A 22,211-nucleotide genomic window follows, 5' to 3' on the forward strand; every position below is an offset into this window, starting at 1 on the left:
AGATTTTATGAATATAGAAAATTTAATAAATAAATTAAAATCTGGAGAAATTTCAGTTACTGATTATACGAAAGAAACCTTAGAAAAAATTAAGAAAAATGAACACAATGCTTATATCTCTTATAATGAAGAAGATGCCTTAAAAAGAGCTGAGTACTTAGATAATAAATTAAAAAATGGTGAAGAGTTAGGAAAGCTTTTTGGTCTACCTATCGCAGTTAAAGATAACATTTCATACAAGAATATGAAAATGACTTGCGCGTCAAAAATGTTAGAAGATTTCACACCAATTTATAATGCGACAGTTGTAGAAAATTTATTAAATGAAGATGCAATTGTAATTGCTAAAACAAATATGGATGAGTTTGCCATGGGTGCAAGTTCAAAAACTTCATATTTTGGTGCGGTGAAAAATAACTTAGATATAACAAAAACTCCAGGCGGATCTTCTTCAGGATCTGCAGTAGCAGTTTCAAATGATGATGTCTTAGTAGCTCTAGGAACTGATACAGGTGGATCTGTAAGAGGTCCAGCTTCTTATACAAATATTATTGGATATAAACCAACATATTCTCTGATGAGCCGCTATGGGGTAGTTTCTATGGCAAATACTTTAGACCAAGTAGGTTTATTTGCTCAAAATATTGATGATTTAAGATTATTTGCTAATATCACTTCATCACCAGATAAAAATGATATGACGGCTGTTTTAGACCCTTATGATTATACTAAAGATGATTATGACTTTAATGGTAAAAATATAGCGGTTATTAGCACAGATAGTATTCTTTATAATGGTATTGAAGATGCTGTAAAAGAAGACTACAAATTAGCTTTAGAAAGGCTTAAAGACCTTGGAGCAAACTTAGTAGAAATTGAACTAAAATACGCTATTTACGCAAATCCTGTTTACAACATAGTAATGAGTTCTGAAGTTTCATCAAATATGAGTAGATTTGATGGGGTAAGATACGGTCACCAAACTGAAGGTTATAAAGATTTAGCAGAATTATATATAAAATCAAGATCAGAGGGTTTTGGAGAAGAAGTTCAAAGAAGAATTGCCCTAGGTACTATGTACCTATCAGCTGATGATGATCAAAGAATTTATAAAAAAGGTCTAAAACTACGTACTTTAATAAAAGAAGAACTAGAAGAATTATTTGAAAACTATGATTTAATTGTAACACCAACTACAACAAATCTACCACCAGACCTTGATGAAGAAACCCAAAAGGATCCTTTATCAGATTTTAAAGCTGATGGTTTTAACGTAATAGTAAACTTAGCTGGTATGTGTGGTTTATCTGTACCAGTAAAAGAAGGAATCTCTGGCTCTATCCAATTTATTGGAAATAGATTTGATGATAATAAAGTAATAAATGCGGCTGAGAAATTTTTAGGGGAGGCAAAATGAATTTAAAAACAATAATAGGTCTAGAAATCCACGTGGAGCTAGCAACTAATACAAAAATGTTTTGCTCCTGTAAAAACGAATTTGGTGCAGTACCAAATACAAATGTGTGCCCAGTTTGCTTAGGTCACCCTGGTTCTCTACCTGTGATGAATGAAAAAGCAGTAGAACTAGCTTTAAGAGCAGGACTTGCTTTTAATTGTGATATAGCAAATGATCAAAAAATGGATAGGAAAAAATATTTTTATCCAGATTTAACTAAGGGCTACCAAATTACTCAATATGATAAACCATATGCGACAAATGGATATGTAGAACTTTCAAATGGCAAAAAAGTTGGTCTAATTGAAATCCATATGGAAGAAGATACAGGAAAATCTAACCGTGATGAAGAAGGTAGAACCCTTATGGATTATAACCGTGCTGGTGTTCCACTTATAGAAATAGTTACAAAACCAGATATAGAATCCCTAGATGAAGCACGCGAATTCGTTGAGACTCTTGCTTCAACTTTAAGATTTTTAGAAGTATCTGATTGTATCATGGCCCAAGGTTCTATGCGTGTGGATGTAAATATCAATATGGTAGACATAGATACTGGCAATAAAACAAATATAGCTGAAATTAAAAATATGAACTCTATCAAAGCTATTGAACAAGCCCTCGCCTTTGAAGAAGACCGTCAAAGAAAACTACTTGAAAATGGTGAAGCTGGTATAAAAGAAACTAGAAGATGGGATGATGAAAAGCTAGAAACTATTCATATGCGTCATAAAGAGGTAGGAAATGATTACAGATTTTCTGTAGATGGCGATATACCTGAAATATATCTTGAAGAAAGTTACATCAATAACATTGAAGAAAATCTTCCAGAGCTACCAAGTCAAAAACAAAGTCGTTATATAAATGAATATGACATGACAGAATATGATGCAAATCTATTGGCAAATGATAGAGAACTAGCAGAATTATTTGAAAGCACTAATAACCTAGTAAATGATCCAAAGGTATCTGCAAACTGGATACTCACAGAATTATCCAGAAGATTAAATGAGACTGAGCAAAGTCCATCAACTATGAATCTATCAGTTGAAAACTTTGCAAAATTAATAAATTTAGCTAAAGAAGATAAGATTAACAATAACGTAGCAAAAAAATTATTACGTGAAATATTTGAGTCAAACGAAGACCCAGAAAAATTAGCGGAAGAAAGAAACTTACTACAAATAAGTGATAGTGGATTTTTAGAAGAAGTAGTAGATGAAGTACTAGCTGAAAATCCTGAGTCTATAGAAGATATTAGAAATGGAAAAGACCGTGCTTTTGGATTCTTAGTGGGCCAAGCTATGAAAAAAACCAAGGGTAAAGGAAATCCAGTTGAAATAAATAATTTATTAAAAGAAAAGATAGGAGAATAAGGAGTGGGCACCACTCCTTTTTTTGCAATATGAACATACTTATAGAGAACACTAATATTTTGTCAATGGTAGATGAAAAAATTAGAAAAGACAATATTTACATAGAAAATGGAAAAATAAAAAAAATTGGAAGCTTAAAAGATTTTAAAGCTGAGAAAATAATAGATGGTACAAATTATATAACTATGCCAGGCTTTATAAATTCCCATACTCATGTTGCAATGAGTTATTTTAGAAACTATGGAGATGATAATGAGCTATTTACTTGGCTAAATGATTATATTTTTCCGGTAGAAGCTAAACTTACAGAAGAAATAGTGTACCATGCATCTCTTTTATCCTTTGCTGAAATGATAAAAACAGGTACTACTACATTTGCAGATATGTATTTTTTTGAAGAAGAAACTATAAAAGCTCTAGATAAAGCAAAACTAAGAGCACAAATAGCTAGAGGTCTTACTAGCCCTGATCCTGATGATGAGAGAATAAATGAATGTATAGACCTACACAAAAAATATAATGGCCATAATGAAAAAATAGAAATAGCAATGGGTCCCCATGCAGTATATACAACAGATAAAAAATATCTTAAAAAAGTAGCGGCTCTTGCTAAAGACCACGATATTCCAATTCATATCCACTTATCAGAAACAAAATTTGAAAATGAAGAGTGCCTTAAAAACCACGGACAAAGCCCAACCGAAGTTTTTGCAGAATGCAATATTTTTGATAATAGAACTATAGCGGCCCATGGAGTTCATTTATCAGATAAAGATATAGAAATTCTAAAAAATAAGCATGTATCCGTAATTCACAATCCATCTAGCAACTTAAAATTATCATCAGGAATTTGTGACGTATCTCGTTTAATGGAAGGTGGAGTAAATGTTGCTCTAGGAACAGACTCGGCTTCAAGTAATAATAAACAATCCATGCTGAGAGAAATAGAAGTAGCATCATTAATATCAAAACTAAAAGCGGCTGATAACTTAAAAGCATTTGACGTTTTAAAAATGGCCACAATAAATGGAGCAAAGGCCTTAGGCATAGATGATAAGGTTGGGACAGTAGAAGAAGGTAAATGTGCTGATTTAATTATGATAGATATCGACAATATAAACCATACACCACAAAACGACCTTATAGCATCTATTTGCTATTCAACTTATGAAAATGATATTTCCTATGTATTTGTTGATGGTGATTTACTTTATGAAAATGGTAAATATACTTATTTAGATATAGAAGATATAAAAGTAAATGCGAAAAGATTAAGTAAAGATTTATTATGATTGGTGTAGACATCGTTGATATCTCAAAATTTTCTAGCAAAGCTAGCTCTAGATTTTTAGAAAAATTATTTGCTGAAGATGAACTTAATTATGGTTTTAAAAAACAAAATAGCTTACAAACTTTTGCAGGTATTTTTGCAGCAAAAGAAGCTATTTTAAAAGCAAATAATTTGAACTTAGCCCATATCTTAAGAAAAAAAATTGAAATTAAACATGTAGATAATAGACCAATTGCTTTTATAAATAATAAAGAAATAAGGGGGAGCTTATCTATTAGTCATGATGGAAACTATGCCATAGCCATTTGTAACATGAAGGAGCAATATCAGATGAATATCAGCCAGGAAATAAAAGAATTAATGCCAAAAAGAAAATCAGAATCACACAAGGGAGATTATGGAAGAATAGCTATTCTTGGCGGTAGCTCTGGTATGGCAGGCTCAGTTTATATGGCAAGCTTATCGGCTATGAGAACAGGAGCGGGAATGGCTTTTATTCTAGCTCCAAAATCTATTAGTGAAATTCTACAAATAAAATCAAATGAACAAATAATAAAAGAAATTGATTGTCACAATTTTTACTATAGTTCAGAAATTGTTGATCAAATATTAGATAATATTGAAGGTAAAGATACACTTATAATAGGCCCAGGTATGGGTAAGGGTGAAGACTTAAATAAACTCATTGGTGAAATAATTGCAAGTACTGACATAGATATGGTTATAGATGCAGATGGACTTAATGCAATTAGTAAAGATTTAAGTATCTTAAAATCTAATAATAAAATAATTCTTACTCCTCATATGGGAGAATTTTCAAGACTTACAGGTCTTCAGATTGATAAAATAAAAGAAGATGAGGAAAGTATTGCTAGAAAATTTGCCAAAGACAATGATGTTGTTTTAGTTTTAAAATCAGATCATACTATAGTTACAGATGGCCTAAAATTTTATAAAAATGAAATAGGCAATCCTGGCATGGCTACGGCAGGAGTTGGAGATGTTTTAACGGGAGTTATCGCAAGCCTTATGAAAAGATTAGAACCATTTGAGGCAGCTAAACTGGGAGTTTACATACACTCCTTAGCTGGAGATATAGCAAGCGAGAAACTTGGAGAAGATTCACTAATAGCAACAGATGTTATTGAAAATTTATCAGAAGCAATAAAGAGATTGAGGTAATCATGAACGAAAGTTATGTAGAAATTGATATAGATAAAATTATAGAAAATATTCAAAATATAAAAAGGATAAACCCTAACTCTATGTATTGTGCTGTTTTAAAAGCAAATGGATATGGACTTGGAGCTTTTAAAATAGCAGAACAAGTTGAAGAATATATAGATTATATTGCAGTGGCAAGACTTAATGAAGCTATTTCATTGAGAAAAGCAGGAATAAAAAAACCAATATTAGTATTAGGTGCTGTATATTTTAAAGATGTTAGTAAATGTATAAAATATGATATAGATATTCCGATTATTGATTTAGAGTATGCTAAGAAAATAAATGATTCTATAGATGAAAAAGTAAATGTTCATCTAGCTTTAGATACTGGTATGGGTAGGATAGGATTTAGAGATTATGAAGAAGATAAAATAAGAGAACTTAAAAATCTAGAAAATATAAATGTAATCTCCGCATTTACTCATTTTTCAACTGCAGATGAGGCAGATACTTCCTATACTGAAATGCAAAATGATAAATTTATAAAAATTATTAATGACATCAATAATGCTTTTAATTTAGAATTTGTCCACATTGCTAATAGTGCAGCTGCTATAAAACATAATATTAACCGCGACATGATTCGTGTAGGTATATCAACTTACGGTATTTATCCATCTGATCTATTAAAAGAAGAAAATAATGTAGAGCTTAAGCAATGTTTCTCTTTTAAATCAAGAGTTATTTTTATAAAAGAAGTAGAAGCTGGAACATCAATTAGCTATGGTAGAACATTTACAGCAGATAAGCCTATGAAAATTGCTACCTTAAGTATAGGTTATGCAGACGGATATATAAGAGCTTTTTCAAATCTTGGAGAAGTTTTGATAAATGGAAAACTTTGCAAGGTAGTTGGTAGAGTATGCATGGACCAAATGATGGTTGATGTAACAGGTGTAGATGTAAATATAGATGATGAAGTAATAATATATCCTGATATATATAAAGAAGCAGCAAAAATTGATACAATCCCTTATGAATTAATGACTTCAATTAATCTCCGTGTACCTAGAATTTATAAAAAAAGTGGTAAAATAATTAGTATAGATAATTATATAGGAGAAATCTATGAAGATTAAAAGAGGGGATTTGTTCTATGCAGATCTATCTCCGGTTGTGGGAAGCGAACAGGGGGGAGTTAGACCTGTTATAGTTGTGCAAAATGATGTGGGGAATAAATATTCTCCAACTATCATTGTAGCACCAATCACCAGCCAACTTAACAAAGCAAAACTTCCCACCCATGTAAAGATAAGAGGAAACGAATTTGGCCTTCCAAAAAATAGTGTAGCTTTGCTTGAGCAACTTAGGACTATAGATAAGAGAAGGCTAAGAGAGAAAATCGGCAACTTTGATGATACAGTTATGATAAAAATAAATGAAGCTATGGCGATATCCTTAGATTTAGCGCACGATTTTTAAATAAGTACATATTAAAAAAATGACCTCCCTAAGGGGGGGCATTTTTAATTTAAGCACTTACTTTTACTTGATCATCTACTATCATGTGAGCAAGCACATCTGGATTACCACAACCTGTAGTGATAATTAGATCTGATGGATTTGCTATTTCATACACATAATCTCTTGCTTCTTCGAAAGTAGCTAGATATTTAGCATTTATTCCTTTTTTATTTAAAGCATCTACCACATCTTTAGAATGGATAGTTGGATCATATTTTTCACGAGCTGCATATATATCAGTAATAATAACTTCATCAGCTGCATCAAAACAAGTTAAAAAGTCATCGAATAATGATTTTGTTCTGCTGTAGGTATGTGGTTGCCATACACAAACAAGCTTTCCTTCTGTATGTTCTTTTAGAGCATTGAGAGTAACTTCAATCTCTGATGGATGGTGACCATAATCTGTCATAATAGTTGAATCATTTACATGTCCTATTATTTCCATTCTGCGTTTTAAACCAGTATAACTTTTTAAACTTTCTTTTATAGTTTTTAAATCTATACCATTTTCATAAGTTGCTATTATTGCAGCCATTGCATTATTTATATTATGGCGACCTATAACACCCAGTTCAAAATGCTCAATATTTCCATCTTTCATTTTTAAATCAAAATTTGGTCTACCAATCTCATCAAATGCAATATTACGTGCTACATAATCAGCTTCATAATTTTCTTGAGCATAGGTTATTAGCTCGCCTTGAACGGAATCAAGAATTAGCTTATTATTTTCTTCATTAAGATTTAAAATAGTTTTAGAATTTGCGTCTTGGTTTCTTAGATAAGTTTTAAAAGTATCTACTATGTCATTTAAATCTTTGTAATAATCTAAGTGGTCTTCATCTATATTTAATATAATAACAGTTTGTGGATAATAGTATCTAATATTTCCCTTATATTCACAAGCCTCAGTTACTAAATATTTGTCATCACCAACATGGACATTTCCATCCATATCATCCAGCTCTCCACCTAGTAGGATACTAGCATCTTCAGTTGAGTTTAATAGTATTTTTGAAATAATACTAGTTGTCGTTGATTTTCCATGAGAACCTGATACTGCTATGGAGTGCTTATAATTTCTCATAAGAGCTCCTAAAAACACTCCACGAGTTACAACTGGTATATCAAGTTTTTTAGCTGCGATTAATTCTTCATTATCATCTAAAATGGCATCTGTATATACTACTAGGTCAGGGTTTGTGATATTTTCTGCTCTTTGACCTATAAAAATTTCTGCACCATTTTCTTTTAAATTTTCTACTATATCAGTCATTGATCTATCGGATCCTGATATTTTATATCCTTTATTTAACAATAAAGAAGCGATACCACTCATTGAAATACCGCCTATACCGATAAAATGAACATAATTATAATCGTGTCCATTTAAATTAAATTCAAACATTGTATCTCCTAGTTTCTACTTACTTTAATATAATATATCATATGCTTTTTACTATTACTTGTAAAGTTGATACCCGTATGTTACCATTAAAATAGAATTTAGACAATAGGAGGATAAGCTATGATTTATGCAATCGGCAACGACCATGGTGGTATTGAATTATATGAACCTATAAAAGAAAAATTAGAAGAATTAGGACATGAAGTAATCCATGTAGGAACAGATGGAAAAGATAGTGTTGATTATTCTGATTTTGCTCAAAAAGCTTGTCAAAAGGTATTAGATAAGGAAGCTGATTTTGCAATCTTAGTTTGTGGAACAGGACTTGGAATGAGCATTTCTGCAAATAAAATTGATGGTATTAGGGCAGCTTGTGTTTCTGAAGCTTTTTCTGCTAGAATGAGTCGAGCTCACAATAACGCAAATTGCTTATGTCTTGGGGCTAGAGTTATAGGTAGTGAAACTGCAAAAATGATTGTAGAAGAGTTTGTAACCACTGATTTTGAAGGTGGTCGTCATCAAAGAAGAATAGATAAAATAACAGAAATCGAGAAAAGATAGAAAATAAGTCTATCTTTTTTTAGTTTTAAAATAATTTTAAAAATGTTATTATAGTATATGAAATTAAATAATAGGAGAAAATATGAATATACCTACACCACATATTTCAGCAACAAGCGCTGATCAAATTGCAAAAACAGTATTAATGCCAGGAGATCCTCTTAGAGCAAAATTTATTGCAGAAAATTTTCTAGAAGACGTAACAAAATTTAATGAAACACGCGGTATGCTTGGATTTACAGGTTACTATAAGGGAAAAAGAGTTTCAGTTATGGGATCAGGCATGGGAATACCATCATCAATGATTTATTATAATGAACTATTTGGCGGTTATGATGTAGATACCATTATAAGAGTTGGTACTGCAGGTTCTATGCAAGAAGAAGTAAAACTTCATGATATAGTCATAGCTACCAGTGCTTGTTCAGAAAGTTCAATAAACGATAATCTTTTTGCTAATATCAATTTTTCATCTACTCCTGATTTTGATTTATTATTAGAAACATATAATAAATCATTAGAATTAGGTTATACTACTCATTGCGGTCAAGTACACAGTTCAGATCAATTCTACAATGATTTACCAGAAGGCGTTTTTGAAAACTTACGTAAATACGGAGTTTTATGTGTAGAAATGGAAAGCTATGGTTTATTTATGGCTGCTAGAAAATATGGTAAAAAAGGTCTTGGTATATTTACCATAAGTGATTCACTAGTAGAAAATGTAGCAGATAGTGCAGAAAATCGCGAAAAGTCTTATACAGATATGATGACTTTAGCCCTTGAAGTAGCTCACGAGTAAAGACTATGTTAAAAACTATAATAATGGCTGCGGGTGAAGGAACAAGGATGAAATCCAAAACATCTAAGGTCTTGCACAAATTATTAAATAGGGAAATTATAAAATACGTAGTCGATGCATCAAGGCTTGAATATTCTCAAACCATAATAATAGCTGGGAAAAATAAAGATAAACTAGCTGAACTTTTCCCTGATGAAACTATTATTGAACAAAAAATAGGTGAAGATTATCCTTATGGAACTGGTTATGCAGCATCTCTTGCTATAGATGAGATAGCAGATGATGATCAAGTTTTAGTTTTAAACGGTGACATACCTTTAATTACAAAAGCAAGTTTAAAAGAATTTGTAGAAAGCCATGTAGAAACTAATAGTAATGCATCTGTTTTATCAACCAGGGTTTTAAATCCAAAAAGTTATGGTCGCATTATTCGCGATGATAATGGTGATTTCATAGGAATAGTAGAGCATAGAGATTTAGATATAAGCCAGTTAGTTATAGATGAAATAAATACTGGTATTTATATATTTAAAGGTCAAGATTTAAAAGAGGCTTTAGCAAAACTTGATACTAATAATGATCAAAGTGAATTATATCTAACAGATTGCATTGAGATTTTATATAATGCCGGCAAGAAAGTCATGGCCTTTACTGCTAGTGATGCTGATGAATTTTATGGCATAAATAATAAAAAAGAATTAGCAGAAGCTAAAAAAATCCTACAAAAACGAGTAAATGAAAACCATATGCTAAATGGTGTGATAATAGAAGATCCAGAGATGGCAATAATTGATCCAGAAGTTAAAATAGGTATGGATACTATTATTTCAGGACCTGTTAAAATTTTAGGAAAAACTGAAATTGGAGAAAATTGCATCATAGAAGGTTCTTCTAGGATAGAAGATTCTATTTTAAAAGATAATATTAAAATAGATAATTCTGTAATAGAAAAATCTTTTATTGATGAAGGAACTGATGTAGGTCCATATGCCCACCTAAGACCTAATGCAAAACTTGGTAAAAATGTCCACATCGGAAATTTTGTTGAAGTAAAAAATGCGACAATTGGAGATGGAACAAAGGCAGGTCATCTAGCTTATATTGGAGATTCTGATTTAGGTAGTAAAATAAATATTGGCTGTGGGGTTATATTTGTAAACTATGATGGTAAATTTAAGTATAGGTCAATAGTTAAAGATAATGCATTTATAGGATCAAATTCAAATATTATTGCCCCAGTAACTATAGAAAAGGAAGCATACATAGCAGCAGGTTCTACAATTACTTCAAATGTAGAAGCAGGAGCTCTATCAATAGAGCGTGCAGAGCAAAAAAATATAGCAGGCTATGTAGAAAAAAAACGTAAAAGAGATTTAGAGAAAGAAAAGGAGCAAAAATGACATCTGATAACTCACAATTATCTATTCACAGAGGAGAATTAAAACTTTTAACAGGTAATGCAAACCCAAAATTAGCTGAATCAATCGCAAAAAGCTTAGATAAAGAAATAGGCGCTGCAGATATTGAAAAATTTAGCGATGGGGAAATCAAAATAATTATTAATGAATCAATCAGAGGTAAGGATGTATACATAGTACAACCTACTTCATCACCAACAAATGATAACTTAATGGAACTTTTAATAATGATTGATGCTTGTAGACGTGCCTCTGCTGGATATATAAATGTTATTGTTCCTTATTATGGTTACGCTCGCCAAGATAGAAAAACACGTGGTCGTGAACCTATAACTGCAAAATTAGTTGCTAATCTTATTACTGAAGCAGGTGCTGATAGAGTAATTACTATGGACCTACACGCAGGGCAAATTCAAGGATACTTTGATATACCAGTAGACCACTTTACGGCTATAAGACTACTTTCAGAATATTTTAAAGATGAAGCTTACGATAAGCCAGATGATTATGTAGTAGTAAGTCCTGACCTAGGTGGAGTAAGACGAGCAAGAGAATTTTCTGATTACCTAAAACTACCAATTGCTATTATTGAAAAAAGAAGACCTAGACCAAATGTTTCAGAAGTCATGAATGTAATTGGTGATTTTAAAGGAAAAACAGCTATCCTTGTAGATGATATGATAGATACTGCTGGAACTATCACAAATGCAGCAAATTATTTAATTGATAATGGTGCAAAAGATGTATATATAGCTGCAACTCACGGAGTTTTATCTGGACCAGCAATTCAACGATTAGAAGAATCAAAAGTAAAAGAAGTTATTATTACAAATACAATTCACTTACCAGAAGAAAAAAGAATAGATAAAATCACACAATTAGAGGTAGGACCATTATTAGCTGAAGCTATTCATAGAATTAATACCTACGAATCAATTAGTGGATTATTTGAGGATGAAGATTAAATGTATTATATAGTAGGGCTAGGAAATCCAGGCTTACAATATGAAAACACTAGACATAATGTTGGGTTTATGGCTATAGATTATTTAGCCGAAAAGCACAATATTAATGTCAAAAAATTAAAACACAAAGCGCTTTATGGTCAGGGAGAAATCTCTGGCCAAAAAGTTATGCTCATAAAACCACAAACTTATATGAATAATTCTGGAGAGTCAGTAAGAGATTTCAAAAACTTTTATAAGTTTGACGATGATAAATTAATTGTAATACTTGATGATATAGATATAGACTTTGGGCGTATTCGTATAAAGAAAAAAGGATCAGCAGGTACCCATAATGGTATGAAATCTATAATATATCAAACTCAAACCGACAAGTTTCCAAGGATAAAAATTGCTGTAGGACAAAAACCAGAATATATGAATCTAGCAAATTTTGTTTTAAGTGGATTTCACGGAGAAGATGTAGATATCGTAAGAGAAGAAATTATTATGGCTGCAGAAGCTATTGAAATGATGATTGATACAAATATTGATAAGGCAATGAATAAGTATAACTCGATAAATTTATTGGAAAATAATAAATGAATCAATTAATTAATATATTAAAAAACACTGAACAATTAAATAAAATAAAGGCGAATTATGTAAACGATTCACCTATTTATTTACATGGTCTTACTGAAGGGATAAAAGCACATTTGATTTTATCTCTTTTCGATACTTTGGATAAGAATTTTGTAGTAATTACAGAAAATGAAAAAAAGGCCAAAGACTACCAAATAAATATAAACAATCTAAACGATGTGGCTAGACTATATCCAGCCAGTGAAATCAACTTTTATAATATAAAATCAGTTGATGAAGATGTAAAAAGTCTTAGGATGGAAAATTTAATCAGTCAAGCTAGAAATCAAAAGCAAATTACTATAACTACTATGGATGCTATATTAAATAAAATTACATCTTTAGATAAATTTAACAATAGTTTTGTTAGAATAACAGGTGAGGATACTGTAGATGTAGATAAATTTATAAGTACGCTTATAAATTTAAACTACAGTCCTACTACCCTTGTAGAAAATAAAGGTGAATACGCAAAACGTGGATCTATAATAGATTTTTGGCCAATAGATTATGATAATCCTATAAGACTTGAGCTTTTTGATGATGAAATTGATTCAATAAGGATATTTGATGAGAAAAATCAACGCACTATTGAAAAGATAGATGAAGTTACGATTTCACCTTTAAACGAACTAATCTATGATAAAGATGACTTTGATATTGTTTTAGATAAAATTGAGAAAGATATTAATAACTTAGAAAAAAATATCAAAGACTCTAATGATCAAAAGTTAGTAGATAAATACAAACAAATAGAAACATACATAAAAGATAGTATGTACGTATCTAACTGGGATTTGATAAATGCCTATAGAAATGATAACTATGAAACTTTTATAGATTATTTATCTAATGATACTATTTTTATAGTAGATGATATAGCTAGAATCTATGATCAAGAAAATGAATCCTACAATAGATTTTTAGAAGATGTTACTCTCCAAAGAGAGAGGGGAGAAGTCTTTACTGATTTTGCTAATCTTTTGGTAAAATCAGAGGATATTTATAAAAAAATAGAAAATCATCCTATCATAAATCTTACATCTATCCTTAAGAGGTCAAAGTTATTTAATCCAAAAATGCTCCTTGAATTTAAAACAATAGAGGCGGAGCATTTTAATAGAAAAATCACTACTCTAGCGGATTCGCTTAAGCGCCAAAATGTAGATGCAAATACCTTTATTTTTGCAGGTAATGAAGAAAATAAAGAAAATTTAATAAATGCCCTAAAAGAAAATGATATTCTCGATATATCAGATGATTATAATTCTAAAATTACAGTTACTAGTGATACAGCTAGTGAAGGATATTATCTACCAGAATACAATTTTTATCTTTTCACCGAAAAAGAAATTTACGGTACAAGTAAGAAAAAAGTTAAAAAGAAAATAAAAAATAAAATGTCATCTACGGACATTATTAATTATTCTGACTTGGATATAGGTGATTATGTAGTACATGAGAATAACGGTATAGGTGTTTATGATGGTCTTGAGAAAATAGAAGTAAATAATATCCAAAAAGATTTTATAGTCATTAACTATAAGGGAAATGACAAAGTCTATGTACCTATTGATCAAATGAATCTCGTTAGTAAATACATAGGTAATAAGGGTGAGAAACCTAGATTATCTACACTAGGAACACCAACTTGGTCAAAAGCAAAAGCCCGTGCTAAAAAGGCTGTAGATGAAATTGCAGATGATTTAGTAAAACTATACGCTAAAAGGTCCAAAGAAGTTGGTCATGCATTTTCTCCAGATACACCTTGGCAAAAAGAATTTGAAGAATCCTTTCCATATGAGGAAACTTATAGCCAGCTAAGAAGTATCCATGAAATAAAAGAAGACATGGAAAAAGATAAGCCTATGGACCGTCTTCTAACCGGTGATGTGGGTTATGGAAAAACTGAAGTTGCACTTAGAGCAGCCTTTAAGGCAATTGATGATGGCTACCAAGTTGCGTTTTTAGTTCCAACTACAATTCTAGCCAGTCAACACTATGAAACTATGAAGGAAAGATTTAAAGATTTTCCAATAGAAGCTAGACTTTTATCTAGATTTAATTCTAAGAAAGAACAAGATGAAACTATAAAAGACTTAAAATCTGGAAAAGTAGATATAGTAATAGGTACCCATAGGGTTTTATCAAAAGATGTTAAATTTAAAAATCTAGGGCTCCTTATTATAGATGAGGAACAAAGGTTTGGGGTAAAACATAAGGAAAAGCTAAAGCAATTAAAAACAAGCTTAGATGTATTAACCTTATCAGCAACTCCTATTCCTAGAACTTTACAAATGTCACTAGCAGGTATAAGAGATTTATCAACCTTAGATGAACCACCAGAAGAAAGACTACCTGTAAATACTTATGTGATTGAATATGATGAAAATATTATAAAATCTGCTATCGAAAGAGAACTTGCTCGTGATGGACAGGTATATTTTGTTTATAATAGGGTTCATAATATAGATTTACTATATAATCATATAGTTGAAATTATCCCTCAAGCAAGAGTAGAAATTATCCATGGTAAGCTAACCCCAAAACAAATAGAAGTTATAATGAATGATTTCATCAATGGTGAGATAGATATATTGCTTTCTACAACTATAATTGAAACAGGTATGGATATAGCAAATGTAAATACAATTATTATTTATGATGCAGATATGATGGGTCTATCCCAGCTTTACCAGTTAAAAGGGCGTATAGGTAGGGGAAATAGGTCATCATATGCATATTTTACCTATAGGCATGGAAAAGTATTATCAGAAATTAGCGAAAAGCGTTTAAAATCTATCAGAGATTTTTCCGATTTTGGTAGTGGTTATAAAATTGCTATGAAAGACTTGGAGCTACGTGGTGCTGGCAACCTCCTAGGAGAAAGTCAAAGTGGTCATGTAGAGGCTGTTGGCTATGATCTTTATGTAAAATACCTTCAAGAAGCGGTAGAAAAGGCTTCTGGAAAAGAAGTTGATATTAAGAAAAAATCAGATGTATATATTGATATTAAGGTAAATGCCTATATACCAAATACCTATATATCAGATCAATCACAAAAAATTGAGATATATACAAGAATTGCAAATATTGAAAATATAGAAGATTACAATATATTAGTAGAAGATTTGATTGATATTTATGGAGATATACCTGTGATGGTGGATAATATAATGTATGTATCCATGATAAAATCTTTGGCTGAGACTATAGGTTTTAAAGAAATCCGTGAAAGAGATGGCTACATTAATATCAAATTTACAGATAGGGATGATTTTAGTATAGATGAGCTAAAAGAAATAAGTGAAGAGTACAAGGGTGAAATGAAACTTGATCTATCAGCTAACCCTTCCTTCAAAATCCCAACATCAAATACAAAATTAATCGATACTTATGATTTATTAGAAGTTATAAGTAAGGTAAGGAGAAAAAATGAAAAAAACAAATAAAATTTTAACAATTATGCTTGCAAGTTCAATGTTTTTAGCAGCTTGTAATAATGAAACAACAAAAAAAGAGAATGATGCTACTACAAACAGAACTGAAACTGTAGAAAAGGCAGATACTGCAGATAAAAAAGAAAAAACTGATGAAAAATTACCAGAAAATGCAGTAGCTTTAGTTAATGGAGAAGAACTAAGCAAAGATAAATACAAAGATGAAATGGCATTTTATTCTGCATTTTTAGCAAGTAGTCAAAATGCAAAATCAAAAGTAGTAAGCATGATGGTAAGAGATAAGTTAGTTGCTGATGATGCAGCTAAAAATGATATTACTGTAAGTGATAAAGAAGTATCTGATGAATTTATGGCAACTGTAGAAAATATCAATAAGCAAAATGGTAAAGATGCTTTTGATAAAATGCTAGAAGATTATAACATGGATACTGAAATGTTTAAAGATACCATAAGAAAAGATATTCTTTACACCAAACATTTAGATTGGTTTAAAGAAAATAATCCAGTGAGCGATGAAGATATCGATAAATACTATGAAGAAAATAAAGAAAGTTTTGAAAAAGTAGATGCTGATCACATTCTTGTAGAAGATGAAGAAACTGCTAAAGAAGTAAAACAAAAATTAGATAATGGAGAAGACTTTGCAGAACTTGCAAAAAAATACTCAAAAGATACTGGTAATGCAGAAAAAGGTGGAGCTTTAGGTGAGTTTACTAAAGGTCAAATGGTAAAAGAATTTGAAGATAAAGCCTTCTCAATGAAAGAGGGAGAAATTAGTGAACCAGTAAAAACTCAATTTGGATGGCATATCATAAGAGTAAACAAAGTCTCAAGTGATCTAACAGATGAAGATAGAGAAAAAATAAAAGAAAATTTAGAGAATCAAAAATATCAAGAATATACAAATGAATTAGCAGAAAAAGCTAACATTGTAACTGAAGATACTCAAGCAGCAGATGAAGAAGCTACTAAAGAAGAGGTTGTAGAAGAATCCACTGAAGATAAGGAAGAAGAAAAAGATAACTCAGAAGAAGCCAAAGAAAAAGAATCAGATGAAAAGAAAGATAATTAAGACTGTATTATTTGCAGTTTTAATATTTAATCTATCAGCATGCACAACTTCCAAGCAAAGTAAGGGAAATATAGCACTTGTTGATGGAGTTGCCATTAGCAATGAGCAATACTTAAAAGAATTAGATTTTTATCAAAATTACTATTCTAAAAAATATGGTGAAGGATATCTTGAACAAGAGAATGATAGAAATAAAACTAATTTAGATCTTTTAGAAAAAGAATTAGTAGATTCTATGGTTAAAGACCAAGTAATGGTTAATGATCTGAAAGCTAATGATATAAAAGTAGATGATAGTGTTGCTTCATCTATTAGAGATGATTTGGAGGATAAGCTAGGGGGTAAAGATTCCTTAAAGGCAAATGTTAAAGCAATGGGCATAGATGAAAATGACTTTAACCAAATACTCTATAATGATTCTATTAGAAAACAACATTATAATTACTTCCTAAGCCATAATGATATAAAAGATAGTGAAGTACTAGAATACTATAAAGCAAATGAAAAATATCAAAAAGAGTATAAATATAATGTCTTAGCTTTTGATGATGAAACTGAAGCTAAAAAAGCTAAGGAAAATTTAAACTCTTCAAGTGATTTCAAGTCTTATCTAAGTAAACCTGTACAAAATTATGAGGTTATTAACTCTGATTTTGTCTACAATGATGACCCACTTTTAAAAGAAGCTGGAGTTTTAGAGAAAAATAAGATAAGTAATATATTCAAATATAATGACAAATATATGATTTTAATGGTAAATTCATATAATGAAAATGAAAATGACTTACTAATAAATGTCAAAGATATTTACCTTAAACAAAAATATGAGGATTATCTTAATAAGTTGGTGAAAAAGTCTAAAATTAGGCTTTTTGTCTAAGATTTGCTTGAAAAAGCTAGAATTATTTTGTATAATCAAAACTAGAGTTAAACAGAATTATTTATTGATTTATAGGAGGAAATATGAATAAATCAGAATTATTAGTTAGCATTTCAGAAAAAAGCGGACTTAAAAAAAGCGAATCTGAAAAAGCACTAAATGCAATGATAGAAACAATTACTGAAACATTAGTTGCAGGAGATAAAGTTCAATTAGTTGGATTTGGTACATTTGAAACAAGAGATAGAAAAGCTCGTGAAGGTAGAAACCCAAGAAAACCTGACGAAGTTATCAAAATCCCAGCTTCTAAAGCTCCAGTATTCAAAGCTGGTAAAACTTTAAAAGAAGCAGTTAATAAATAATTTCTATAAAATAAAACCGGAACTTGAAATAAAGATCCGGTTTTTTTATTATTTAATTTCTTTATATTGACTACTTAAATCATCATTAGTATCTATGGTTATGGTATTAAAGTTTTCATAATATACCATGCCAGGTTTTGCACCTTTGGCTTTATTTACATTTTTCTTTTCTGTATAGTCAATATTTATTTTTTCGTCACTACTTATTGATGAGTTTATAGCTGCAAGATATGCTGCAATAATAACATCATCTTCATTCATATTATCTGACCTTAAGATAACGTGACTACCTGGCACATCTTTTACGTGAAACCACATATCATCTCTATTTGCTAGTTTTAAAGTAATGTAGTCATTCTGCGTGCTATTTTTACCTACATAAATGTCAGAATTATTTTTTGTAACAAAGTGGTAGGGCTTAGATTTTTTATTTTTAATCTTGTGTTTAGAAGATTTTTTAATAATGTTATTTTCAACCATCTCATCACGAAGGTCATTTAAATCATCTATACTATTTGATCTTTCTATAAAGTCTATTAATTGGTTTAAATAATTTAGGTATTCTTTTTGCCTTGGTAAATCTTTTCTAGCATAGTCTACAGAATTTTTAATTTTTTTAGCCCTAGTATAAAAGCCCTCGGCATTTTCCCATGGAGTTTTCAAAGGATCAAGGTCAATCTTCACTTCTTCGTTATTATTATAAAAATCATTGAGTAAAATATCTTTATCGCCCTTGTTTATCCTATGAACATTTGCCGATAATAAATCTCCATTTTTCCTAAGACCTTCAATTTTTGATTGATTTAAGATATTATCGTTTAAGATATTAATCTTCTTTTGAGTTGTTTTCACATGCGAATTTATTTTTTTGATATAGTCTGTCTTTATTTGATTTAACCTATCATGGGTTTTATTTACATCAAAAAATTCTTCTATGGCCTCACTCATTAATTCATAATTATTTTCCTCAAAATTTATATGAGTAAGTTTAAGAGTATGAAATTCTTTTACCTTTTTATTATCCTTATAGGAATAAGCAGCTAGGTTTTTGTTTAAGATATCATCTCGTATTTGATATAATATTTCATTCATTCTTTGTTTTTCATCTTCACTTACTAGTCCCCAAGTAATTCTTGGATCTATGCCAGCCCTATATGCTATTTCTTTACCGACAACAGGGGAAAATCCTGTATAGTTTTTATGAAATATCTTATTAGGCTTAGTATTATCAGCAAGTCTTTGGTCTAATTTTTTGATATCATAAGAAAACTCCGAATCTGTAATATCGTATTTATTATCTTCAACAAATTCGTAAGTAAGTCCAGGCAATAGTTGTCTAACTGAAGACATAGATTCGCTAACTCTTTTAATAGAGTCTATTATTTTATAATTTTCATCAGTTAAAATAATATTTGAGTATTTGTCCATAATTTCAACTATTAGTTTCTTGCTAGTATCAAAACCCATTTCATCTATAGAACTTATAGAAAATATTACAACTCTATCCAGTCCCTTTTGTGATATATCTACGATTTTACCTTGGTTTATATGTTTTCGAAGGACCATAGTAAAGTTTGGCGGTACATCTGGATTTTCAAATTTTTTGTTTGTTAAATTTATTCTTGCTTCATTATTATTAGCACTTAAAAGTAGTTTATAGCTACTACCCATGGAGTATACATTAAATACAATATCATTTTTAGAAGGTTGGGTGATTTTTTGTATTTTCCCTCCTAAAAGTTTCTCATTTAATTCATTTACTACTTTTCTTGTTACTATTCCATCATATGTCATTATCTCACCTCATTAATTATTATACTTTTTTTATTACTTGTAATAAGGGGTCTAAAAAGTAAAATATTTATAATAAGGAGGCGTAATGAAGAAAGGTTTTTTATTAGTCATATCTGGTCCATCAGGAGTAGGTAAGGGCACTGTCCTTCACGATCTTATGAATACACAAAAAAACTTAGTATACTCTGTATCTGCCACCACTCGTGATAAAAGAGATGGCGAGATAGAAGGAGTATCTTATTTTTATAAAAGTCATGAAGATTTTAAGCAAATGATTGAAGAGGATAAATTCTTAGAGTATGCCCATGTACATAACAATTATTATGGGACACCAAAGGAATTTGTAGATAAGAAAATAGATGAAGGTAAAATAGTTGTCTTAGAAATAGATGTTCAAGGTGCGATAAATGTAAAGAAAAACACAGACAACGCTGTCTTCATATTTTTGGCGCCCCCAAGTTTATCAGAACTTAAAAATCGTATCGTAGGACGAGGAACTGAGACAGAGCATGATATAAATCTTAGAATGAAAAATGCACGAAAAGAATTAGAATATATTAAGTACTATGATTACCTAGTTATAAATGATCATATAAACTCAGCTATAAATTCTGTAAATGAAATAATAAATGCTGAAAAACACAAAGTATTTAGAGAAGAAGATTTTGATATAAAGGAGATTTTAGATGAATAACCCATCTTTTAAAAAATTATCAGAAATAAGCCCAAGTAGATATGATATCTGCATGATGGTTTCAAAAAGAGCAAGAAGAATTGTAAGTGGATCAGCTCCTCTTACTAATCACGTAGAAGCAAAACCTGTAACCCAAGCCCTAAATGAAGTAATAGAGGGCAAAGTTACTAAAAAATGATTGAAAATAAAAATATCTTATTAGGAATTAGTGGGGGAATAGCATCCTATAAGGTTTTAGAATTATGTTCTAGACTTAAGAAAAAGAATGCTAATATAAAAGTAATAATGACCCCAGCAGCTACCGAGTTTGTTACACCCTTATCTTTTGAAACTATGGCAAGATGTAGAGTTTATACTGATATGTGGGAAGGGCACCATGAAAGTGTCCACCATATTGATTTACCAAAATGGGCAGATGTTATGCTTATAGCTCCAGCAACTGCAAGCACTATTGGTAAAATGGCAAATGGCATTTCAGATAACTTTTTAACTGCATCATATCTTGCTTGCAATAAAGATGTAATCATAGCTCCATCTATGAATACACAAATGCTATTAAATCCTGCAACTCAAAAAAATATTGAAACCCTAAAATCATACGGTGTAAAAGTAATAGCACCAGAAGCAGGTGTGCTAGCTTGTAACACCATAGGTGATGGTAGGATGGAAGAACCAGAAAATATTGTAGAGTACTTAGAAGATTATTTTACAAAAAAAGATCTAAAGGATAAAAAAATAATTGTTTCTGCTGGGCCGACTATGGAGCCAATAGATTTTGTAAGATATGTTACCAATCATTCTAGTGGAAAAATGGGCTATAATATTGCAAATGAAGCAAAAAAACGCGGAGCAGAAGTAGTATTAGTCTCAGGTCATGTAAAACCCTTTGATATAAAAGGTATTAACCGTATAGAAGTTAGTACTAATGAACAGATGAAAAATGCCATAGAAGAAAACTTTGATGATGCAGATGCATTGATAATGGCAGCAGCACCTGTTGATTATAAGTCTAGTGTAGTTAGTGATCGTAAAATTAAAAAGTCTGGCCAAAATTTACAAATGGAATTTATAGAAAATATAGATATTCTGAAATATTTTGGAGAAAAAAAATCGAAGCAAACTATAATTGGTTTTGCTGCTGAAACGGATGATTTAATTGCAAACGCTAATAAAAAACTAAAAAAGAAAAATGCAGACTATATTATAGCAAATGATTTAACAAAAACTGGTGCAGGTTTTAATACTGATACAAATATAGCAAGTATAATCTCTGCTGATGGTGTAAAAAATTTAGATAAAATGACCAAAACAGAGCTTGCAAATCAAATCTTAGATTTAATAAGGTGATATTAT

At 30.5% G+C, this 22,211-nt stretch carries 20 protein-coding genes; 18 read left to right on the forward strand and 2 right to left on the reverse strand.

Going from position 1 to position 22,211, the window contains the following annotated elements; translation table 11 throughout:
• Positions 1-7: 7 nt before the first annotated feature.
• From gatA to ACCQ40_RS05235, 6 genes are read left to right on the forward strand one after another with little or no spacing between them, the layout of a single operon-like run.
• Positions 8-1,417: an Asp-tRNA(Asn)/Glu-tRNA(Gln) amidotransferase subunit GatA gene (gene gatA / locus ACCQ40_RS05210; protein WP_410032903.1), complete on the forward strand. Its 1,410-nt coding sequence runs from the start codon at positions 8-10 to the stop codon at positions 1,415-1,417.
• On the forward strand, positions 1,414-2,832 hold the full coding sequence (gene gatB, locus ACCQ40_RS05215; protein ID WP_410032904.1) for an Asp-tRNA(Asn)/Glu-tRNA(Gln) amidotransferase subunit GatB: 1,419 nt from the start codon (positions 1,414-1,416) through the stop codon (positions 2,830-2,832). Before gatA ends, gatB begins: the two co-directional genes overlap by 4 nt.
• 29 nt (positions 2,833-2,861) lie before the next feature.
• Positions 2,862-4,124 carry an amidohydrolase gene (locus ACCQ40_RS05220; protein WP_410032905.1) on the forward strand — a complete coding sequence of 421 codons (1,263 nt, stop codon included), beginning with the start codon at positions 2,862-2,864 and terminating at the stop codon, positions 4,122-4,124.
• The gene (locus tag ACCQ40_RS05225; protein ID WP_410032906.1) at positions 4,121-5,305 is read left to right on the forward strand and encodes an NAD(P)H-hydrate dehydratase; all 1,185 of its coding nucleotides are present in this window, start codon (positions 4,121-4,123) and stop codon (positions 5,303-5,305) included. Before ACCQ40_RS05220 ends, ACCQ40_RS05225 begins: the two co-directional genes overlap by 4 nt.
• A 2-nt stretch (positions 5,306-5,307) precedes the next feature.
• Positions 5,308-6,429, forward strand: a complete 1,122-nt coding sequence (gene alr, locus ACCQ40_RS05230; protein WP_410032907.1) for an alanine racemase — start codon at positions 5,308-5,310, stop codon at positions 6,427-6,429.
• Entirely contained in the window at positions 6,419-6,772 is a 354-nt protein-coding gene (locus tag ACCQ40_RS05235; RefSeq protein WP_394011563.1) for a type II toxin-antitoxin system PemK/MazF family toxin, read from the forward strand. The genes alr and ACCQ40_RS05235 overlap by 11 nt, the downstream gene beginning before the upstream one ends.
• A 49-nt stretch (positions 6,773-6,821) precedes the next feature.
• Here the strand turns inward: ACCQ40_RS05235 and murC are convergent, their stop codons facing one another.
• Positions 6,822-8,225 (reverse strand): UDP-N-acetylmuramate--L-alanine ligase, encoded by a 1,404-nt coding sequence (gene murC / locus ACCQ40_RS05240; RefSeq protein WP_410032909.1) that lies wholly within the window; start codon positions 8,223-8,225, stop codon positions 6,822-6,824.
• Between the two features lie 120 nt (positions 8,226-8,345).
• Between murC and rpiB the strand changes: the two genes are divergently transcribed.
• The 9 genes from rpiB to ACCQ40_RS05285 all read left to right on the forward strand — a co-directional run bounded on the left by rpiB (position 8,346) and on the right by ACCQ40_RS05285 (position 18,370).
• Positions 8,346-8,786 (forward strand): ribose 5-phosphate isomerase B, encoded by a 441-nt coding sequence (rpiB, locus tag ACCQ40_RS05245; RefSeq protein WP_410032910.1) that lies wholly within the window; start codon positions 8,346-8,348, stop codon positions 8,784-8,786.
• Positions 8,787-8,868: 82 nt separating this feature from the next.
• Positions 8,869-9,588, forward strand: a complete 720-nt coding sequence (deoD, locus tag ACCQ40_RS05250; protein WP_394011560.1) for a purine-nucleoside phosphorylase — start codon at positions 8,869-8,871, stop codon at positions 9,586-9,588.
• Between the two features lie 5 nt (positions 9,589-9,593).
• Entirely contained in the window at positions 9,594-10,988 is a 1,395-nt protein-coding gene (gene glmU / locus ACCQ40_RS05255) for a bifunctional UDP-N-acetylglucosamine diphosphorylase/glucosamine-1-phosphate N-acetyltransferase GlmU (RefSeq protein ID WP_410032911.1), read from the forward strand.
• Positions 10,985-11,971: a ribose-phosphate diphosphokinase gene (locus tag ACCQ40_RS05260; protein WP_394011558.1), complete on the forward strand. Its 987-nt coding sequence runs from the start codon at positions 10,985-10,987 to the stop codon at positions 11,969-11,971. Before glmU ends, ACCQ40_RS05260 begins: the two co-directional genes overlap by 4 nt.
• Positions 11,972-12,556, forward strand: coding sequence for an aminoacyl-tRNA hydrolase (gene pth, locus ACCQ40_RS05265; RefSeq protein WP_410032913.1), 585 nt, complete (start codon positions 11,972-11,974; stop codon positions 12,554-12,556). It abuts the gene before it with no gap.
• A complete protein-coding gene (gene mfd, locus ACCQ40_RS05270; protein WP_410032914.1) occupies positions 12,553-16,047 on the forward strand; it encodes a transcription-repair coupling factor in 3,495 nt (1,164 codons plus the stop codon). The genes pth and mfd overlap by 4 nt, the downstream gene beginning before the upstream one ends.
• Positions 16,031-17,128 (forward strand): peptidylprolyl isomerase, encoded by a 1,098-nt coding sequence (locus ACCQ40_RS05275; protein WP_410032915.1) that lies wholly within the window; start codon positions 16,031-16,033, stop codon positions 17,126-17,128. Before mfd ends, ACCQ40_RS05275 begins: the two co-directional genes overlap by 17 nt.
• Positions 17,109-18,008 carry a SurA N-terminal domain-containing protein gene (locus ACCQ40_RS05280; protein WP_410032916.1) on the forward strand — a complete coding sequence of 300 codons (900 nt, stop codon included), beginning with the start codon at positions 17,109-17,111 and terminating at the stop codon, positions 18,006-18,008. The genes ACCQ40_RS05275 and ACCQ40_RS05280 overlap by 20 nt, the downstream gene beginning before the upstream one ends.
• An 83-nt stretch (positions 18,009-18,091) precedes the next feature.
• A complete protein-coding gene (locus ACCQ40_RS05285) occupies positions 18,092-18,370 on the forward strand; it encodes an HU family DNA-binding protein (RefSeq protein ID WP_101540075.1) in 279 nt (92 codons plus the stop codon).
• A gap of 48 nt (positions 18,371-18,418) precedes the next feature.
• Here the strand turns inward: ACCQ40_RS05285 and ACCQ40_RS05290 are convergent, their stop codons facing one another.
• Positions 18,419-20,164, reverse strand: coding sequence for an Rqc2 family fibronectin-binding protein (locus ACCQ40_RS05290; RefSeq protein ID WP_410032917.1), 1,746 nt, complete (start codon positions 20,162-20,164; stop codon positions 18,419-18,421).
• Between the two features lie 85 nt (positions 20,165-20,249).
• On the opposite strand from ACCQ40_RS05290, the gene gmk reads away from it, so the two are divergent.
• From gmk to coaBC, 3 genes are read left to right on the forward strand one after another with little or no spacing between them, the layout of a single operon-like run.
• Entirely contained in the window at positions 20,250-20,858 is a 609-nt protein-coding gene (gene gmk, locus ACCQ40_RS05295) for a guanylate kinase (protein ID WP_410032919.1), read from the forward strand.
• Positions 20,851-21,036, forward strand: coding sequence for a DNA-directed RNA polymerase subunit omega (gene rpoZ / locus ACCQ40_RS05300; RefSeq protein ID WP_394011551.1), 186 nt, complete (start codon positions 20,851-20,853; stop codon positions 21,034-21,036). The genes gmk and rpoZ overlap by 8 nt, the downstream gene beginning before the upstream one ends.
• On the forward strand, positions 21,033-22,205 hold the full coding sequence (gene coaBC, locus ACCQ40_RS05305) for a bifunctional phosphopantothenoylcysteine decarboxylase/phosphopantothenate--cysteine ligase CoaBC (RefSeq protein ID WP_410032920.1): 1,173 nt from the start codon (positions 21,033-21,035) through the stop codon (positions 22,203-22,205). The genes rpoZ and coaBC overlap by 4 nt, the downstream gene beginning before the upstream one ends.
• Positions 22,206-22,211: the final 6 nt, after the last annotated feature.

The sequence above is a fragment of the Anaerococcus cruorum genome (genome assembly GCF_046365495.1).
Taxonomy (GTDB): domain Bacteria; phylum Bacillota; class Clostridia; order Tissierellales; family Peptoniphilaceae; genus Anaerococcus; species Anaerococcus cruorum.

What these genes read in the sequence shown, in the direction of transcription:
- gatA (WP_410032903.1), top strand. Translation starts at nt 8, where the DNA reads ATGAATATAGAAAATTTAATAAATAAATTAAAATCTGGAGAAATTTCA.
- gatB (WP_410032904.1), top strand. Translation starts at nt 1,414, where the DNA reads ATGAATTTAAAAACAATAATAGGTCTAGAAATCCACGTGGAGCTAGCA.
- ACCQ40_RS05220 (WP_410032905.1), top strand. Translation starts at nt 2,862, where the DNA reads ATGAACATACTTATAGAGAACACTAATATTTTGTCAATGGTAGATGAA.
- ACCQ40_RS05225 (WP_410032906.1), top strand. Translation starts at nt 4,121, where the DNA reads ATGATTGGTGTAGACATCGTTGATATCTCAAAATTTTCTAGCAAAGCT.
- alr (WP_410032907.1), top strand. Translation starts at nt 5,308, where the DNA reads ATGAACGAAAGTTATGTAGAAATTGATATAGATAAAATTATAGAAAAT.
- ACCQ40_RS05235 (WP_394011563.1), top strand. Translation starts at nt 6,419, where the DNA reads ATGAAGATTAAAAGAGGGGATTTGTTCTATGCAGATCTATCTCCGGTT.
- murC (WP_410032909.1), bottom strand. Translation starts at nt 8,225, where the DNA reads ATGTTTGAATTTAATTTAAATGGACACGATTATAATTATGTTCATTTT.
- rpiB (WP_410032910.1), top strand. Translation starts at nt 8,346, where the DNA reads ATGATTTATGCAATCGGCAACGACCATGGTGGTATTGAATTATATGAA.
- deoD (WP_394011560.1), top strand. Translation starts at nt 8,869, where the DNA reads ATGAATATACCTACACCACATATTTCAGCAACAAGCGCTGATCAAATT.
- glmU (WP_410032911.1), top strand. Translation starts at nt 9,594, where the DNA reads ATGTTAAAAACTATAATAATGGCTGCGGGTGAAGGAACAAGGATGAAA.
- ACCQ40_RS05260 (WP_394011558.1), top strand. Translation starts at nt 10,985, where the DNA reads ATGACATCTGATAACTCACAATTATCTATTCACAGAGGAGAATTAAAA.
- pth (WP_410032913.1), top strand. Translation starts at nt 11,972, where the DNA reads ATGTATTATATAGTAGGGCTAGGAAATCCAGGCTTACAATATGAAAAC.
- mfd (WP_410032914.1), top strand. Translation starts at nt 12,553, where the DNA reads ATGAATCAATTAATTAATATATTAAAAAACACTGAACAATTAAATAAA.
- ACCQ40_RS05275 (WP_410032915.1), top strand. Translation starts at nt 16,031, where the DNA reads ATGAAAAAAACAAATAAAATTTTAACAATTATGCTTGCAAGTTCAATG.
- ACCQ40_RS05280 (WP_410032916.1), top strand. Translation starts at nt 17,109, where the DNA reads ATGAAAAGAAAGATAATTAAGACTGTATTATTTGCAGTTTTAATATTT.
- ACCQ40_RS05285 (WP_101540075.1), top strand. Translation starts at nt 18,092, where the DNA reads ATGAATAAATCAGAATTATTAGTTAGCATTTCAGAAAAAAGCGGACTT.
- ACCQ40_RS05290 (WP_410032917.1), bottom strand. Translation starts at nt 20,164, where the DNA reads ATGACATATGATGGAATAGTAACAAGAAAAGTAGTAAATGAATTAAAT.
- gmk (WP_410032919.1), top strand. Translation starts at nt 20,250, where the DNA reads ATGAAGAAAGGTTTTTTATTAGTCATATCTGGTCCATCAGGAGTAGGT.
- rpoZ (WP_394011551.1), top strand. Translation starts at nt 20,851, where the DNA reads ATGAATAACCCATCTTTTAAAAAATTATCAGAAATAAGCCCAAGTAGA.
- coaBC (WP_410032920.1), top strand. Translation starts at nt 21,033, where the DNA reads ATGATTGAAAATAAAAATATCTTATTAGGAATTAGTGGGGGAATAGCA.